The sequence below is a fragment of the Streptomyces djakartensis genome (assembly GCF_014651075.1).
In the GTDB taxonomy this organism is placed as follows: domain Bacteria; phylum Actinomycetota; class Actinomycetes; order Streptomycetales; family Streptomycetaceae; genus Streptomyces; species Streptomyces djakartensis.
Genome location: NZ_BMWE01000011.1, coordinates 248,263 through 264,911, shown reverse-complemented (window position 1 = coordinate 264,911; position 16,649 = coordinate 248,263). Strand labels below are relative to the sequence as shown.

Annotated in this window: 12 protein-coding genes and 5 tRNA genes; 10 read left to right on the top strand and 7 right to left on the bottom strand. The window is 69.4% G+C overall.

Translation table 11 applies throughout. From position 1 onward, the window contains the following. Positions 1–7 precede the first annotated feature (7 nt). Complete coding sequence (locus tag IE212_RS35775; protein ID WP_506005131.1) at positions 8–250, bottom strand: DUF8730 family Cys-rich protein; 243 nt, start codon at positions 248–250, stop codon at positions 8–10. Between the two features lie 970 nt (positions 251–1,220). Between IE212_RS35775 and IE212_RS20960 the strand changes: the two genes are divergently transcribed. Beyond that, positions 1,221–1,880, top strand: a complete 660-nt coding sequence (locus tag IE212_RS20960) for a YeeE/YedE family protein (RefSeq protein ID WP_190199402.1) — start codon at positions 1,221–1,223, stop codon at positions 1,878–1,880. Then, positions 1,880–2,296, top strand: a complete 417-nt coding sequence (locus tag IE212_RS20955; protein ID WP_190199401.1) for a YeeE/YedE thiosulfate transporter family protein — start codon at positions 1,880–1,882, stop codon at positions 2,294–2,296. The genes IE212_RS20960 and IE212_RS20955 overlap by 1 nt, the downstream gene beginning before the upstream one ends. Positions 2,297–2,426: 130 nt before the next feature. Here the strand turns inward: IE212_RS20955 and IE212_RS20950 are convergent. The 4 genes from IE212_RS20950 to IE212_RS20935 form a co-directional block, all read right to left on the bottom strand. Continuing rightward, positions 2,427–2,499 (bottom strand) — tRNA-Lys (locus IE212_RS20950). Between the two features lie 116 nt (positions 2,500–2,615). Further along, the gene (locus IE212_RS20945) at positions 2,616–4,697 is read right to left on the bottom strand and encodes a DEAD/DEAH box helicase (protein ID WP_190199400.1); all 2,082 of its coding nucleotides are present in this window, start codon (positions 4,695–4,697) and stop codon (positions 2,616–2,618) included. Positions 4,698–4,979: 282 nt separating this feature from the next. Continuing rightward, entirely contained in the window at positions 4,980–5,522 is a 543-nt protein-coding gene (locus IE212_RS20940; protein WP_190199399.1) for a hypothetical protein, read from the bottom strand. Positions 5,523–5,610: 88 nt separating this feature from the next. Beyond that, a complete protein-coding gene (locus tag IE212_RS20935) occupies positions 5,611–5,961 on the bottom strand; it encodes a metallopeptidase family protein (protein ID WP_190199398.1) in 351 nt (116 codons plus the stop codon). An 83-nt stretch (positions 5,962–6,044) separates the two neighbouring features. Between IE212_RS20935 and IE212_RS20930 the strand changes: the two genes are divergently transcribed. The 7 genes from IE212_RS20930 (at position 6,045) to IE212_RS20900 (ending at position 12,929) form a co-directional block, all read left to right on the top strand. Beyond that, positions 6,045–7,664, top strand: coding sequence for a metallophosphoesterase family protein (locus tag IE212_RS20930; RefSeq protein ID WP_190199397.1), 1,620 nt, complete (start codon positions 6,045–6,047; stop codon positions 7,662–7,664). 80 nt (positions 7,665–7,744) lie between these two features. Continuing rightward, positions 7,745–7,817: transfer RNA gene (locus tag IE212_RS20925), tRNA-Glu, on the top strand. A gap of 37 nt (positions 7,818–7,854) precedes the next feature. Further along, positions 7,855–7,929: transfer RNA gene (locus IE212_RS20920), tRNA-Asp, on the top strand. A gap of 24 nt (positions 7,930–7,953) precedes the next feature. Continuing rightward, positions 7,954–8,027 (top strand) — tRNA-Phe (locus IE212_RS20915). A gap of 335 nt (positions 8,028–8,362) precedes the next feature. Beyond that, a complete protein-coding gene (hrpA, locus tag IE212_RS20910) occupies positions 8,363–12,307 on the top strand; it encodes an ATP-dependent RNA helicase HrpA (RefSeq protein WP_190199396.1) in 3,945 nt (1,314 codons plus the stop codon). A 93-nt stretch (positions 12,308–12,400) separates the two neighbouring features. Further along, a tRNA-Asp gene (locus IE212_RS20905) sits at positions 12,401–12,475 on the top strand. Positions 12,476–12,728: 253 nt separating this feature from the next. Beyond that, on the top strand, positions 12,729–12,929 hold the full coding sequence (locus IE212_RS20900; RefSeq protein ID WP_190199395.1) for a DUF6274 family protein: 201 nt from the start codon (positions 12,729–12,731) through the stop codon (positions 12,927–12,929). Between the two features lie 461 nt (positions 12,930–13,390). On the opposite strand, the gene bldC is transcribed toward IE212_RS20900, so the two are convergent. Next, positions 13,391–13,597 carry a developmental transcriptional regulator BldC gene (bldC, locus tag IE212_RS20895; protein ID WP_003949541.1) on the bottom strand — a complete coding sequence of 69 codons (207 nt, stop codon included), beginning with the start codon at positions 13,595–13,597 and terminating at the stop codon, positions 13,391–13,393. Between the two features lie 597 nt (positions 13,598–14,194). Then, positions 14,195–15,040, bottom strand: a complete 846-nt coding sequence (locus IE212_RS20890) for a DUF8083 family protein (protein WP_190199394.1) — start codon at positions 15,038–15,040, stop codon at positions 14,195–14,197. A gap of 223 nt (positions 15,041–15,263) precedes the next feature. On the opposite strand from IE212_RS20890, the gene IE212_RS20885 reads away from it, so the two are divergent. After that, positions 15,264–16,367, top strand: coding sequence for a Leu/Phe/Val dehydrogenase (locus IE212_RS20885; protein WP_190199393.1), 1,104 nt, complete (start codon positions 15,264–15,266; stop codon positions 16,365–16,367). The last annotated feature ends 282 nt before the right edge of the window (positions 16,368–16,649 follow it).

Below are 16,649 nucleotides of genomic sequence, written 5' to 3'. Positions count from 1 at the left end.
GCTCACTTCATGCCGGGCTTTTCGCCCAGTCGACGAGCCGGGCCCACCAGCCGCCCCTCTCCCCGCCCTGCCGGGGTGGCACTGACTTTGGTCGAGCCGTCGTTTCCACCGTGCGGGCACTCCTGGATTCCGCAGGATCACACATGCACCGCCGAACGGCCGGTACTCCCATGAGTACTTGCTCCACGTGCTTTCCGCAACCCTCATAGGTCACTTTCCGGCACGACGGGCAGACAGCGCGCTGGCACATGATCAACCCCCCTCAATCCTTATTCGATCTCCACGATATTCACGCCGCCGCCACAATAGGCCTCAGAATATCCACCCGCATTCAGGAACGGCCACCTCACGCTGGCGCAGGCCGCACACAGGGAGCCGAAACCCGCTCCGAGCAGCCTCGTTGACGGACGTAAATACCCGGATACAAGAGGCAGACGCCGCATGTCCGTCGCGGAGAGTATCTCACCAAGCAGCGCCGAGGAGCCTGCTCGAGGAATTCCCGAGTTGCCCGAGGCCCTAAACAATGGTTGCATCTCGCCCGGTCGAGAAATGGAGACACAGCACCTTATTTGTCACTGCCCGTCACCACATTGCCATACAAACTGTCGACCGAGCACAGCGAGGGCAGCAATCAAGAACGGCAACCGCTCTTCACGGAGGGAGGTGTGCCGGTCAGGAGGGAGCAACGTGAGTTGCTCACATGCCGCAGGATGCCCCCTCTTCCCCGTACTCAGGGCGAGTTTGCAAGGCTGGCGCGAGTACTACTGCGACAGCGCGGATCGATGGCTCGGCTGTGCGCGCTACCAGATGTCCCTCACCGGCGAGCGTGTGCCGATCAGCCTGTTGCCCAACGGAGCCCGCGCGCGACACCTCGAGGCTCCGGCCGGGGTGGACCAATCGGGCGCCACCAGCGCGACGGCGGCACCCCGACAGCCCTCGCCGTCACAACCCGTCCCGGGGGCACCTGAGGCCGCGTCCTGGCCCCAGTCGGCACCGTTCCAGCCATATGGGCGGTCACCGTCCGGACTTGGAGCCACGACACCCGAGGCCATGGCCCAGTCCGGGGCGACACCCCCGCCGGCGGGTGTCCGGCACGACCAGCCGGCACCGTCCCCGCAGGCTGCCGAACCTGCGGACAACCCCGTTCGACACGCACGGCAGGTGCCCAGCCCGAAGCGCGGCTGGTGGGCTCGACTCGCCGATTGGATGAGAGGACCCGCATGAGCACCTATTGGCCCTGGTGGGCGGGCGCTGTCGGCCTCGCTCTGGTCACGATCAACCACACCCTCAGCACCGATCGGTCTCTCGGGGTGTCGGCAGCGTGGGATCGCGTGCTGCACTGGCGCCGCGAACGCCAGCTCGAGCGGATGGACGACGAGTTCACCGACGATCAAGCTCTCGCCGAGGCGCTTGCCGCAGCCACGGCGGAACACTTCGGCACCACCGCCACCACCACGTCCACCGTTCCGCAGGTCCCGTACGGGACCTCGCAGCCACCCGGAGCCGAGGCCGGATCGGCAGCGAGTGAGGGCCCGGCAGCCACCAGCCTGCGCCCGGCCCCACTGATCACTCAGGCTGTCCTGCTGGTGTCGATCTTCCTCGGTGGACTCATCGCCGCAGTCACCTCCGGGCGGTTCCACCTCCGCTTCGACATGGGCCCGGGGTTCCGGAACCTGGTCACCGCCGATTCAGCCACCATGATCGCCGTGCTGTTCGCGGGAGGCGTGCTGGTCGGCTTCGGCACTCGGCTGGCCGGTGGATGCAGCTCCGGCCACGGACTCAGCGGCTGCGGCCGGCTACGCCCGGTCAGCATCGTCGCGACCGCCGTCTTCTTCGGCACCGCCGTCGCGGTGTCGTTCCTCCTGTGGAAGGTGATCTGATGCGCACCCGAGGCGCGGTACTGCTGGCCAGCATCATCACCGGACTGGCCCTCGGCTACACCGTCACCAACATAGGCTTCGGCGACTACGCCGAGCTGAACCGCATGTTCACCTTCCAGGACCCGCGCATGCTCCTCTCCTTCGTGGGCGCGGTGGTGATCATCGTGTGCGCGTTCGCGCTGCTGCGGGTCCGCCGTACCCCAGGGCGTATCCACGCCGGCGTGGTCCCCGGCGCGTTGTTGTTCGGGACCGGCTGGGCCATCTCGGGCGGGTGCCCCGCCATCCCGATCATCCAGGTCGCCAGCGGCTACCTTCCGGCCCTGATCACCATCGTCGGCGTCATCGTCGGTATGCGGTTGTGCCGCTGGGCCAACGCCCGGTACTTCCACCTCGACCGCGGTTCCTGCGGGTTGTGACCAACCACCCCCACCACCATGCGGGTTGAGGCGTCGTGTGTCGATGCTCCCGGTCGTGGCATGATCCGGCGACCACGCCGAAACAGCAGGGAGCCCCAGTCCGGACGGAGTCTGGACTGGGGCTCCTCTGTAGGCCCTGTGGGACTCGAACCCACAACCAATGGATTAAAAGTCCACTGCTCTGCCAATTGAGCTAAGGGCCCAGGCGATGTTGCCCCCACGAGCATAGCCCGCCGTGGCCGAGTCTCCGATCAGGTATCGGGGACCCGGCCGTGCCGAAGGGGGAAACAGGCCCGGTAGGTGTCACCGACGCGGTGCGTCAGCCGTTGCGCTTCCAGCGCGGCTTGTCCTCGCGGCGGCCGAAGGAACCGCCGCCGCGGTGGTCGTCACGACGGCCGTACGGACGGTCGTGGCCACCGGAGCGGAAGCCCGGACGGTCGTCCCGGCGGTCCCGGTTGAAGGGACGGTCGCTGCCCCGGTGCCCGCCGCGCTCGTCCCGGCGGAAGCCGCCACGGTCCCGGTCGCGGTTGAACCCGCCGCGCTCGTCGCGCCGCTCGTACGAACGGCCCCCGCGGTCACGGTCGAAGGAACGCGCGCCACGGTCGTCACGCCGGAAGCCGCCACGCTCGCCCCGGTCACCGCGGTCGCCCCGGTCCGCCCGGTCCGCCCGGTCCGCCCGGTCGTCCCGGCGGAAGCCACGGTCGCGGTCGAAGGAACGCCCGCCCCGGTCACGATCCCGGTCGCGGTCGCGGTTGAAGCCACCCCGGTCGTCACGCCGATCGAACGAACGACCCCCACGGTCACGGTCCCGGTCACGGTCGAAGGAACGGCCGCCACGGTCGTCACGCCGGAAGCCGCCGCCACGCTCCTCGCGCCGCTCCCGCCGCTCGTACGGCGCAGAACCCTCGGCGGGCTCCGCACGCTCGGCGTCCTTCGCGGTGCGCTGCTCGGGCACGGACGCCTCGACGCCGGCCGGCGCCTCGGCGGACTCACCGGCCGCCACCGCGACCGGCTCCTCGCCCCGCTCACGCGCGACCCGCGCGAGCAGCCGGTCGGCCTCCTCACGCAGCTCGTTCGCGCGCCGCTGCGCGCGCTCCAGCTCCTTGGTGAGCTGGGCGACCTCACGCTCGGCCTGCTGCGCGGAGTTGCCCACGGACTCGGCCTGCACCTCGGTCATCGAGCGGGCACCGGTGATCTCGGCGACCTCCGGGTCGAAGGCGCCCGCGCCCTGGATGATGTGGCGCGTGGCGTCCACGCCCGCGTCCTCCATCAGCCGGAAGATCTGCCGCCGCTGATGCGGGAGCGACAGGGACACGACCGTGCCCGTGCGGCCGGCGCGCGCCGTGCGGCCCGCCCGGTGCAGGTAGTCCTTGTGGTCGCCGGCCGGGTCCACGTTCAGCACCAGGTCGATGCCGTCGACGTGGATGCCGCGCGCGGCGACGTCGGTCGCCACGAGCACGTTGACGTACCCGTCCTTGAAGTCGGCCAGGGTCCGGGTCCGCGCGCCCTGGGTCATGCCGCCGTGCAGCGCGTCGGCCTTCACCCCGGAGTCGCGCAGCTGCTCCGCGACACGGTCGGCACCCAGCTGGGTCCGCACGAAGATGATGGTGCGGCCCTTGCGGGAGGCGATCGCGGCGGTGACCGGCGCCTTGTCCTTGGGCTTCACGATCAGGATGTGGTGCGACATGGTCGTCACGGCGCCCTGGGCGGCGTCGACCTCATGGCTGACCGGGTCGTTCAGGTACCGGTCGACGAGAGTCTTGATCTCGTTCTCCATGGTCGCGGAGAACAGCATGCGCTGGCCGCCCGCCGGGATCTGGTCCAGCAGCTCCGTGACCTCGGGCATGAAGCCCAGGTCGGACATCTGGTCGGCCTCGTCGAGGACCGCGATCTGCACGTTCTCCAGCGAGCAGGCGCCGCGGTTGATGATGTCGCGCAGCCGGCCCGGGGTGGCGACCAGGATGTCGACGCCCTTCTCCAGGGCGTAGATCTGGTTGCCCATCGACGTACCGCCGCAGACGACCTTCATCTTGAGGCCGAGGACGTCGCCGTAGGGCTGGAGCGCGTCGGCGACCTGCATGGCGAGCTCACGCGTCGGCGTGAGGATGACGGCCCGCGGCTTGTGCTTCTCGGTACGGCCACCGGCGAGCGTCGCCAGCGTCGGCAGACCGAAGGAGAGGGTCTTGCCGGAGCCGGTGCGGCCACGGCCGAGGATGTCCTTGCCGGCCAGGGCGTCCGGGATGGTCGCCGCCTGGATCGGGAAGGGGGTGGTCACGCCGTTCTGCGCGAGCTTGCGCACAACGCCTTCGGGCAGGCCCAGGTCGGCGAAAGTGACCTGGGGGGCGTCCTCGGCTGCCTCGTTCTCGGGCACGACGACGTGGTCAGTACTGGCAATGGACATGCGAATGCGAAACCTTCCGGAGTCTCAAGTCGGCACGCGCCCGTCAACTCCGTGATTCGCTTCGCAATACGACCGCCTCAATGCGGTCCACCACGGCAAAGGAGAGTACGCGCCACACGGCGCGCTCTGCGGTGGCGCCGGGCAAGATGGGATCAAACGATCTGCCACCATACGCACTCCGGGCCTCGCAAGGCAAACCGGACCGGTATGGCTCCCGTTACAAGGCGATCGGGCCCGGTTTTCTTCCCGTCGCGACGACGCCCGGCCCCGGTCGCCGCGAAGCTACGCCGGCGAGCCCGCCTCCGGGGCCGGCTCCCGCTCGGCCAGCTGCGGCTCGGGCGGCTCGTGCGCCGACGACGACGGCTCCGGCGTCTGCTCCGGGGACGTCGTCGGCTCCGGCGGTGTCGGCGTGGGCTCCGGTTCGGCCGTCCGGGTGGGGGTGGGCGGTGCCGGGGGCTTCGGCGCGGGCCGATCCGGCTTCCCCGGCTTCTCCCGGCCCGGCGCGGACGCGCTCGCCCCGGCCGACGGCGACGCCTCGGGAGACGCCGACTCCCCCGCCCCGCCGCCCTTGCCCTTCTTCCCCTTCTTGCCCTTCTTGCCCTTGTCCCGCCCGTGCTCCTCGCCGGCCGCCGCCGCACCGTCCGCGGCACCGCCGCCCGAGACCGCCGCCCCGCCGTCAGGCGCCTTGCCGTCACGCTGCCCGGCGGAGTGCGACGGCTTCGCGCTCCCACCCGCGCCGTCGTCGCCGACGCTCATACAGCCGGCGGCAGCGGCGACGGCCACGACGGTGGCGGCCAGGCGGACGGGTACGTACAAGGGGCGCACGGGGCCACCTCCGGGAAGGGTGATGGAGTCAACAACTCCAACTCCCGCCGCCCGCAAGAGGACACGCGGCCCGCGTTCACACCACGGCTCACCCGTACCCCAGAGCGTGAAGACGCTCGTCATCGATCCCGAAATGGTGTGCGATCTCGTGCACCACCGTGATCTCCGTCTCCGCGACGACGTCCTCCCGCGACTCGCACATCCGCAGCGTCGGGTTCCGGTAGATCGTGATCCGATCCGGCAGCACACCGGCGTACCACTCACCCCGATCGGTCAGCGGAGTCCCCTCGTACAGCCCGAGCAACTCGGGATCGTCCGCCGGCGGCTCGTCCTCGACGAACACCGCGACGTTGTCCATCAGTCGCGTCAGCTCCGGCGGGATCCGGTCGAGCGCCTCGGCGACCAGCTCCTCGAACTCCTCGCGCGTCATCTCCAGCACAGGCCCATTGTCGGCCACGGCCCGGCCGTACGAGAGCCGTCCGGCGTCGCATATCCGGCCCGGGACTTGGGCATACGGGACCAATGGTCCGCGTCCCCGCCGCTGCCCTGCGTGTCCTGAACCCGATCCGCAAGGCCCCGAGAGCCCTCGCCCGCCGCTACCGCTCCCGCCAGGCCCCGGCCACCATCGCGCTCGTGTCGCAGCCACACCCGTGGACCCGCGCGGTCGGACTCGTGGCCGTGGTCCTCCTCGGCGCCTGGCTGGGCCTGCTCGTCGTCGGCAACGTCCGGGTCCCGGTCGGCCCCATGAACACCACCATGACCCTGCGCCCCTCAGCCATCGGCGGCACCAAGATCAACATCTCCCCCCTGGGCGCCCTGCAACTGGACAGCCACATCGCCCCCGTCCGCCTCGACGTGAACGTCGACCAGCTGGACCCCGACCGCGCCCAGGCCCTGGTCGACCACCCCGAACGGCTCTCCGGCCTCCAGGACGAGGTCACCGAGGACGTCGGCCGCGGCACCCTCGACCTGGCCGTACGCTCCTGCGTCGCCGTCGTCGCGGGCGCCACCGCCCTGGGCCTCGTGGTCTACCGCCGCCCCCGCCGCGCCCTGGCGGCCGGCGGTCTCGCCCTCGCCCTCCTCGCAGCCTCGGGCGGCACGGCCTACGCCACCTGGCGCCCCGACTCCGTCCTGGAGCCCAAGTTCTCCGGCCTGCTCACCTCGGCCCCCTCCCTGGTCGGCAACGCACGCAGCATCGTCACCGAATTCGACGTCTACCAGAAGGAACTGGCCCGCCTGGTCACCAACGTCACCAAGCTCTACGACGCCACGTCCACCCTCCCCGCCTACGCGCCCGACCCCTCGACCATCCGGGTCCTGCACGTCTCCGACATCCACCTCAACCCGGCGAGCTGGAAGATCATCGCCTCGCTCGTGGAGCAGTACAAAGTGGACGTGATCGTCGACTCGGGCGACACGATGGACCACGGCACGGCCGCCGAGAACGGCTTCCTCGACCCCATCGAAGACCTCGGAGCCCCCTATGTCTGGGTCCGCGGCAACCACGACTCGGTGATCACCCAGCGCTACCTGGAGGGCCTGAAGAACGTCCACGTCCTGGACGACGGCCGGGCGACGACGATCAAGGGACTGCGCTTCGCCGGCATCGGCGACCCTCAGTACACCCCCGACCGCTCGAAGAGCATCGGCGCCGAGCAATCCCAGGAACTCGCCGGCGCCCGCCTGGCCACCGCCCTGCGCGACCAGCGCGCCGCCGGCACTCCCGTCGACGTCGCCATCGCCCACGAACCCTCCGCGGCCCGCGAGGTCGACGGCGAGGTCCCCCTGGCCCTCGCCGGTCACATCCACCACGACGAGATGGAAGTCATGAAGTACGGAACCCGGCTGCGCGTCGAGGGCTCCACGGGCGGCAGCGGCCTGCGTGCCATCGAGGGCAAGCACCCGGACCCGATCGAGGCGTCGATCCTCTACTTCGACCGGGACACCCGCCGCCTCCAGGCCTGGGACGAGATCGAACTGGGCGGCCTCGGTCTCACGACAGCCGAGGTCAGCCGGCACCTCCCCGAGGAGAACCAGCCCGGCGCGGCCCCCTCCCCCAGCACCTCCGACCCCTCCGGAACAGGCACTCCCACCCCATCCGGATCGGGCGCCCCCACCCCCTCCGCGACCCCCAGCCCCTAAACCGTTTTGGCGATACCTCCCGCCATCCCATATGCTTCTCACGTCCCCGACGCGCTGAGAAGCGCCCAGGCGGGCCGATAGCCCTCATCGTCTAGCGGCCTAGGACGCCGCCCTTTCAAGGCGGTAGCACGGGTTCGAATCCCGTTGGGGGCACGCACCACCCTGTGCGACACTGTCGTACGACACGCTTGGTCCTGTGGAGCAGTTTGGAGTGCTCGCCACCCTGTCAAGGTGGAGGCCGCGGGTTCAAATCCCGTCAGGACCGCTGAGGTTTCACGTGAAACCTCGTGGCTGGGTAGCTCAGTTGGTACGAGCGTCCGCCTGAAAAGCGGAAGGTCGCCGGTTCGACCCCGGCCCCAGCCACAATGAAAACCCCCGTCGAGATCTCGACGGGGGTTTCGCTTTCCCCTGGCCACCGCTAAGGCACCCGCACCCGCACACACGCACGGCGAGAAGGGGACGTGTCGGGGGGTGTCCGCCCGCAGCGGTTGGCGCGTCAACGAACAGTCACTCGGCATCCGACTCCATCGCGCCGTTCCGAGGACGGACACCCCCCGACACGTCCCCGACCCACCCACCCCGCGCAACGCGCAACGCGCCCCGGCCCCCGCCGGAATAAGCGCAGGCCGCCCCCTGCCGACCGCCGCCCGCAAAAGCGTTAGCCACGAAAATCCGCGGGATGAGATCCTGGACCGCGTATGTCTACGCAATCCGCCCCCGCACTCGGCGCCCTCGCCCCCCGCCTGACCGAGCTGTCCCTGCGCGACGCGCACCGGCTCGGGCGCAGGCTCGAAGGTGCGCGCAAGATCCGTAAGCCGGAGGCCCGTGCCGCCGTGCTCGCCGAGATCGAGGCGGAGGTCGTCAAGGGCGAGGAGCGGATGGCCGGCCGGCGAGCCCGGGTTCCCGAGGTCACGTACCCGGAGCAACTGCCGGTCAGCCAGAAGAAGGACGAGATCGCCGAGGCCATCCGCGACCACCAGGTCGTGATCGTGGCCGGCGAGACGGGCTCCGGCAAGACGACGCAGATTCCCAAGATCTGCATGGAGCTCGGCCGGGGCGTGCGCGGCATGATCGGTCACACGCAGCCGCGGAGGATCGCCGCGCGTACCGTCGCCGAACGCGTCGCGGAGGAGCTGAACACCCCGCTGGGCGAGGCCGTCGGCTGGAAGGTCCGTTTCACCGACCAGGTCGACCCGGACGCCACCTTCGTCAAGCTCATGACGGACGGCATCCTCCTCGCCGAGATCCAGACCGACCGTGAGCTGCGCGCCTACGACACGATCATCATCGACGAGGCTCACGAGCGGTCGCTCAACATCGACTTCCTGCTGGGTTATCTCGCCCAGCTGCTGCCGAAGCGGCCCGATCTCAAGGTCGTCATCACCTCGGCGACGATCGACCCCGAGCGCTTCTCGCGGCACTTCGGCGACGCCCCGATCGTCGAGGTCAGCGGCCGGACCTATCCCGTGGAGGTCCGGTACCGGCCGCTCCTGGAAGCGGACTCCGACGACGCCGACCGCGACCAGATCACCGCGATCACCGACGCGGTGGAGGAGCTCCAGAAGGAGGGGAAGGGCGACATCCTCGTCTTCCTCTCCGGTGAGCGGGAGATCCGGGACACCGCGGACGCCCTCACCAAGAAGAACTACCGCTTCACGGAGATCCTGCCGCTCTACGCCCGGCTCTCCCACGCCGAGCAGCATCGCGTCTTCCAGCCGCACACCGGACGCAGGATCGTTCTGGCGACGAACGTCGCCGAGACGTCCCTCACGGTCCCGGGCATCAAGTACGTCATCGACCCGGGCTTCGCGCGGATCTCCCGCTACAGCCACCGCACCAAGGTCCAGCGGCTGCCCATCGAGCCGGTTTCGCAGGCCAGCGCCAACCAGCGCAAGGGCCGCTGCGGCCGTACCTCGGACGGCATCTGCATCCGCCTCTACAGCGAGGACGACTTCAACGCCCGTCCGGAGTTCACGGACGCGGAGATCCTCCGGACCAACCTCGCCTCCGTCATCCTGCAGATGACCGCGGCCGGCCTCGGCGACATCGAGAAGTTTCCCTTCATCGACCCGCCGGACCACCGCAACATCCGCGACGGCGTGCAGCTGCTGCAAGAGCTGGGCGCCCTCGACCCGGCGCAGAAGGACCCCCGCAAGCGGCTCACGGACACCGGCCGCAAGCTCGCCCAGCTGCCCGTCGACCCGCGCCTGGCCCGCATGGTCCTGGAGGCGGACAGGAACGGCTGCGTGCGCGAGGTCATGGTGATAGCCGCCGCGCTGTCCATCCAGGACCCGCGTGAGCGCCCCGCCGACAAGCAGACCCAGGCCGACCAGCAGCACGCCCGCTTCAAGGACGAGACCAGCGACTTCCTGGCCTACCTCAACCTGTGGCGGTACATCCGCGAGCAGCAGAAGGAGCGGGGCTCGTCCGCCTTCCGCCGGATGTGCAAACAGGAGTACCTCAACTTCCTTCGCATCCGTGAATGGCAGGACATCTACAGCCAGTTGCGCACGGTCGCGAAGCAGATGGGCATCCACCTCAACGAGGACGACGCGCCGGCCGACCGCATCCATGTCTCCCTCCTCGCGGGGCTGCTGTCCCACGTCGGCATGAAGGACGTCAAGGATGGCGCGAAGAACGAGTACCTGGGCGCCCGTAACGCCAAGTTCGCGATCTTCCCGGGCTCGGCGCTCTTCAAGAAGCCCCCGCGCTTCGTGATGTCCGCCGAACTCGTCGAGACCTCCCGCCTCTGGGCCCGGGTCAACGCCAAGATCGAGCCCGAGTGGGTCGAACCCCTCGCCGCCCACCTCGTCAAGCGCACCTACAGCGAGCCGCACTGGGAGAAGGACCAGGCCGCGGTGATGGCGTACGAGAAGGTCACGCTGTACGGCGTCCCGATCGTGGCGCAGCGGAAGGTCAACTACGGCCGGATCGATCCGGAGGTCAGCCGCGAGCTGTTCATCCGGAACGCGCTCGTCGAGGGCGACTGGCGCACGCACCACAAGTTCTTCTCGGACAACCGCAGGCTCCTCACCGAGGTCGAGGAGCTGGAGCACCGGGCCCGGCGCCGGGACATCCTGGTCGACGACGAGACGCTGTTCGACTTCTACGACCAGCGGATCCCCGAACACGTGGTCTCCGGCGCCCACTTCGACTCCTGGTGGAAGCGCAAGCGGCACGAGCGGCCCGACTTCCTCGACTTCGAGCGCGAGATGCTCATCAACGAGAAGGCGGGGGAGGTCACCAAGGCCGACTATCCGGACTCCTGGCGGCAGGGGAACCTCAAGTTCCGTGTGACGTACCAGTTCGAACCGGGGGCGGACGCGGACGGCGTGACCGTGCACATCCCGCTCCAGGTGCTGAACCAGGTCACCGAGGAGGGCTTCGACTGGCAGATCCCGGGCCTGCGGGAGGAGCTGGTCACGGAGCTGATCCGGTCGCTGCCGAAGCCGATCCGCCGCAACTACGTGCCCGCGCCGAACTACGCGAAGGCGTTCCTGGACAAGGCGGTGCCCCTGCAGGAGCCGCTCACCACGACCATGACCCGTGAACTGCGGCGCATGGTCGGGGTGCCCTTCGAGGCGGACGACTTCGACTGGTCCAAGGTCCCCGACCATCTGCGGGTCACGTTCCGGATCGTCGACGAGCGGCGGCGGAAGCTGGCGGAGGACAAGGACCTGGAGGCGCTGAAGCTGCGGCTGCGGCCCAAGGCGCGCAAGGCCCTCTCCCAGGCCGCGGCGGCCACCGCGGAGCGCCGGGGCGGCGAGTCGCTGGAACGCGAGGGCCTCACCGACTGGACGATCGGCACGCTCACCCGTGTCTTCGAGACGCGGCGGGCGGGTCAGCCGGTGAAGGCGTACCCGGCGCTGGTCGACGACGGCGACACGGTCTCCGTACGCCTCTTCGACACGGAGGCCGAGCAGCAGCAGGCGATGTGGAAGGGCACGCGCCGGCTGGTCGTGCGCAACATCCCGGTGAACCCGGCGAAGTTCGCCTCCGAGAAGCTGACGAACGCCCAGAAGCTGGCGCTGTCCTCGAATCCGCACGGCTCCATCCAGGCCCTGTTCGACGACTGCGCGATGGCGGCCGCCGACAAGCTGATCGCGGACTTCGGCGGGCCGGCCTGGGACGAGGAGTCGTACCGGAAGCTGTTCGACAAGGTGCGCGCGGAGATCGTCGACACGACCGTCCGCACGGTGGGCCAGGTGCAGCAGGTGCTGGCCGCCTGGCAGGCCTGTGAGCGCCGTCTGAAGGCCGTGCGCAGTCCCGCGCTGCTGCCGAACCTGCAGGACGTACGCAAGCAGCTGGACGGCCTCGTGAAGCCGGGCTTCGTGACCGAGGCGGGGCTGCGGCGGCTGCCGGACCTGATGCGCTACCTGGTCGCGGCGGACCGCCGCCTCCAGCAGATGCCGACCAACGTCCAGCGGGACACGACGCGGATGCAGAAGGTCCAGGAGATGCAGGACGAGTACGCCTGGCTCCTGGAGCAGATGCCGCAGGGCCGGCCGGTCCCGTCGTCGGTGCTGGACATCCGCTGGATGATCGAGGAGCTCCGGGTCAGCTACTTCGCCCACGCGCTGGGCACGGCGTACCCCGTCTCCGACAAGCGGATCGTGAAGGCGATCGACGCGGCGGCGCCGTGAGGGCGTGAGCACCCAGAGTGAGTTCGACCAGGCGCTCACCCTCCTGTACAGTCTCTTCTCGCAGCGCAACGCACGAATCGCACTGCGAAACCTGGTCCTGTGGAGCAGTTTGGAGTGCTCGCCACCCTGTCAAGGTGGAGGCCGCGGGTTCAAATCCCGTCAGGACCGCAGTGAAGAGAAGGGCCCGCATCCCGCAAGGGACGCGGGCCCTTTCTCATGGTCTCCGACTGCGCCCCGACACCACCCTGTCGAGGTGGGGGCTGCCCCCCGGCGCAGCTCCGATCGGACGCGGCCCATCCCGTCAGGTCCGTCGAGCGCTCCGTGAGCCCCCTCCGGTGCCGTCGCGCCGTCTTGACGGCCCTTCAATCGCTCGGTACCCAGAAACCAGGGCCGCTCTCCGTGCGGTCCTGGGAGGTGGCGCATGACGGCATCGGCTAGGCACGAGACGCGGGCCCTGCTGCGTGCGCACCTGGCGGCCGCGTCGTCGTACCGGCATCTCACCCGTCACTGCCCGATCTGCCACCACCTGCTGCGCCTGGCGATGGAGTCGATGGAATCCCCCGCGTGCACCGCACAGACCCCCGAGGAGGCCGTCGAGGGTCAGAGCCCGGCGCGGGCGTGATCGAGGACCGACCCCAACAGCCGTACGCACGCGGGCTGCTGGACCCGGAGGCTCCTCTACCGCACCGGCGAGGGAGCTAACAAGCCGGTCGGTATGTGACGGGTGTCACCGCATGAGTTTTGGAAAGTGCGGTACTTACTCCCCGCCTACAAGGGGTCAATTTAATATGTGCAATTGCACCAGTCTTACGGTGTCTCGCACAGATGATCCGTCACCCCTCCCCAGACTTCGACAAGTCCGCGCACAGTCCGTCCGGTCGGTCCGCAGCGGGCGCACAAAAAAGATCGCGCTGGACCCGGCGGAGTCCAGCGCGATCGACGACGCACCCTGTTATGTGTCCGAATAGCTCTGACTGGCGTGGGCGAGAGCCCTGTTGGGGCAGGACCCGCGTCGCTTGGAGCTGTGGTTCCGGGCGCCTCGGCCAGTGGGGGACCAGCCGGTTTGCCCGGTTATTCAGTTGTTCAGGCTTCGCTGCGCTGCTGCGGGATGCCCGCGAGCAGGGCGCGGACCTCCGCCTCGCGGTAGCGGCGATGCCCGCCGAGCGTGCGGATCGACGTGAGCTTGCCGGCCTTGGCCCACCGCGTGACCGTCTTGGGGTCGACGCGGAACATGGTGGCGACCTCAGCCGGGGTCAGCAGCGGCTCGGCATCAGGGGTGCGAGCGGTCATGAGCGGCCTCCTCGGGAGAACCGAACCTTCTCGGTTCTTTCCTCTAAATTCTGCACCTTGACCCGCGTTGCCCGAAATGGCGGACGCGAGTCGAGTCGGTTATAGGACGAACGGCTTGTCCTCGGCACTACAACTACACCATCTGTCCAGCCGCGTCGGCCAAACCGATGGAATTGCCCTCCCAGGTGTTCATCAGCGACGGAAGCCGATGGACCATGCCATAGCGGACAGTCACGCCACTGTGACGATCAGTCACAGGGCGATCAGGAGGCACCAGACCCCCCAAAGCGTGCAATGCTGAGATTCCGCCCACACTGCAACGCAATGGGACGGAAGGAGCCCCCCGGACTCCTTGTCCTATTTTGGCATGAGGAGGGGCAAGGGGCGCAAGGGCCGCGTACGTGTAGTCCGTCACGCTTGGCCTACTTGAGAGGTACGCCCGGATCGGGACCTACGTCCGTTGTTGACGAAGCCTCAGCAATCACGGAGGGGATCATCGGGAACGTCGGTGCGAGGACGAAACCCCAAAACGGGCGGTTCGTCAAACGTCAGTTCGTGACCGACCGGGAGCGGTCCGTAGGAGCCGAAGGTCAGAGGTCAGTTCGCCGACCGAAGATCCCGCACGGAACGCCACCGCTCCACGAGCCGGGCGTACGCCGCCCCGGCGGCCTCTCCGTCCCCCCGGCGCAGCGCGGCGATGCCCTCGGCCACGTCCGCCGCCGAATGGTCGTCCTCGAGCGTCCCGGCCGGCAGGGCGTGCACCAGACCGCCGTAGTCCAGCTCCACGAGCGAGCGCGGGTGGAACTCCTCCAGCCAGCGCCCGACGTCGATCAGGCCGTCGATCAGCGGCCCCTCGTCCATGGCCTCCCTCAGGGCCCTCAGCCCCCGGGCCACCCGCCGCCGGGCCTGGACCATGGGCGTGCGGTAGCGCAGCACCGGCGTGCTGTCCACGCTGTCGCCCTTGTCGTACTCGCGCTCCTCGTCGGAGACCAGCACGAACCAGTTGATCGGCACCTGCCAGGTCGCCGTGCGGATCCACGGCCGGGCGTCCGGGTTGATCGCCAGCCAGCGCTCGTAGTCCTGGGCGGCCTGGCGGCGCAGAACGGGCGGCAGGACCGCGTCCAGGACCGGCGGCGGGAGCTCCTCGGAGAGCTCGTCCAGCGCCAGCCAGCCGCGCAGCCGGGTGCGCCAGGGGCAGACGCAGACGACGCCCTCCACCTCGAGCACGAAGGCGTCCTCGCTCTCGTGCACCGGCACCGGGACCGGCGGGGTGGATGCCAAACCGGCCAGGGCGCGGCGGAGTTCGTCCTGGTACGAGGGGCGGTCCGTACGACGGGCGTAGCGGGCCCACTGGCTGCGCTCCGGCTCGGGGAAGGCGGCCAGCGGTTCGTACACGCGCAGATAGCTCGCGTAGGGGACGATCACCGAGGACACCTTGGGCACGCCTGCTCCCTCCCCCGCGCGCCGTCGCGAAAACCTGCCGGACCCACTCACAAACGCACGGGAAATCTATGCAAATCGTCGCACGTGCGTACTCCAGTCGGAGGTGATCCTGAGCACTGTGCGGCCGACGGGCCGACCAGGCTCTAATCTCATGCTCAACAGTTCCCGCCACCCGCACGGGAGCCCTGTCTCCGCCCGCCGCAACTACTCAGGAGTCACCACAGTGACCGACGTAACCGGCGTACCTGCTGATGTACTGCACACCCTGTTCCACTCGGACCAGGGGGGACATGAGCAAGTCGTCCTCTGCCAGGACCGCGCGAGCGGCCTCAAGGCCGTCATCGCCCTGCACTCCACCGCCCTCGGCCCCGCGCTCGGCGGTACGCGCTTCTACCCGTACGCGAACGAGGCGGAGGCCGTCGCCGACGCGCTGAACCTCGCCCGCGGCATGTCGTACAAGAACGCCATGGCCGGTCTCGACCACGGCGGCGGCAAGGCCGTGATCATCGGTGACCCGGAGAAGATCAAGACCGAGGAGCTGCTCCTCGCCTACGGCCGGTTCGTGGCCTCGCTCGGCGGCCGGTACGTCACCGCCTGCGACGTCGGCACGTACGTCGCCGACATGGACGTCGTGGCCCGTGAGTGCCGCTGGACCACCGGGCGCTCCCCGGAGAACGGCGGCGCCGGGGACTCCTCCGTCCTCACCGCCTACGGCGTCTACCAGGGCATGCGGGCCTCCGCGCAGCACCTGTGGGGCGATCCGTCGCTGCGGGCCAGGCGGGTGGGCATCGCCGGCGTCGGCAAGGTCGGCCACCACCTGGTGGAGCACCTCGTGAAGGAGGGCGCCGAGGTCTTCGTCACGGACGTGCGCGAGGAAGCCGTACGGCGGATCACCGAGCGGCACCGCGACGTCGTCGCGGTCAGGGACACCGACGAGCTGATCCGCGTCGACGGTCTCGGCGTCTACGCCCCCTGCGCGCTGGGCGGCGCCCTGAACGACGACACCGTTCCCGTGCTGACCGCCGAGGTGGTCTGCGGCGCCGCCAACAACCAGCTCGCCCACCCGGGCGTGGAGAAGGACCTCGCCGACCGCGGGATCCTCTACGCGCCGGACTACGTGGTGAACGCCGGCGGCGTCATCCAGGTGGCCGACGAGTTGCACGGCTTCGACTTCGAGCGGTGCAAGGCGAAGGCGGCGAAGATCTTCGACACCACGCTGGCCATATTCGCACGTGCGAAGGAAGACGGCATTCCGCCGGCCGCCGCGGCCGACCGGATCGCCGAGCAGCGGATGCACGACGCGGCCGCGGCGCGCCGGGCCCGCTGACGGGCGCCGCTTCGAGGGCCTCGCACGTTTGGCCGGTACCCGTCGGTGGGCAGTTAGAGAGAACTCTCACTTCTACCGGCGGGTCGACCGCCGATAAGTGGTTAAAATCGCGGTTGACCAGCGAGGACGGGGCGCCTCGAAGGTCCTGGGCACGGGCACGTCATGCGGGCGACGTATCGTATGGGCGCGGGCTCAGGTACCGTGGAAGCCCTACGGACCGGTCTCTCCGCGGAGAGTCCGTGCCGGACCATGAACGCGTGTCAAGACTCTGGGGCCGTCGAG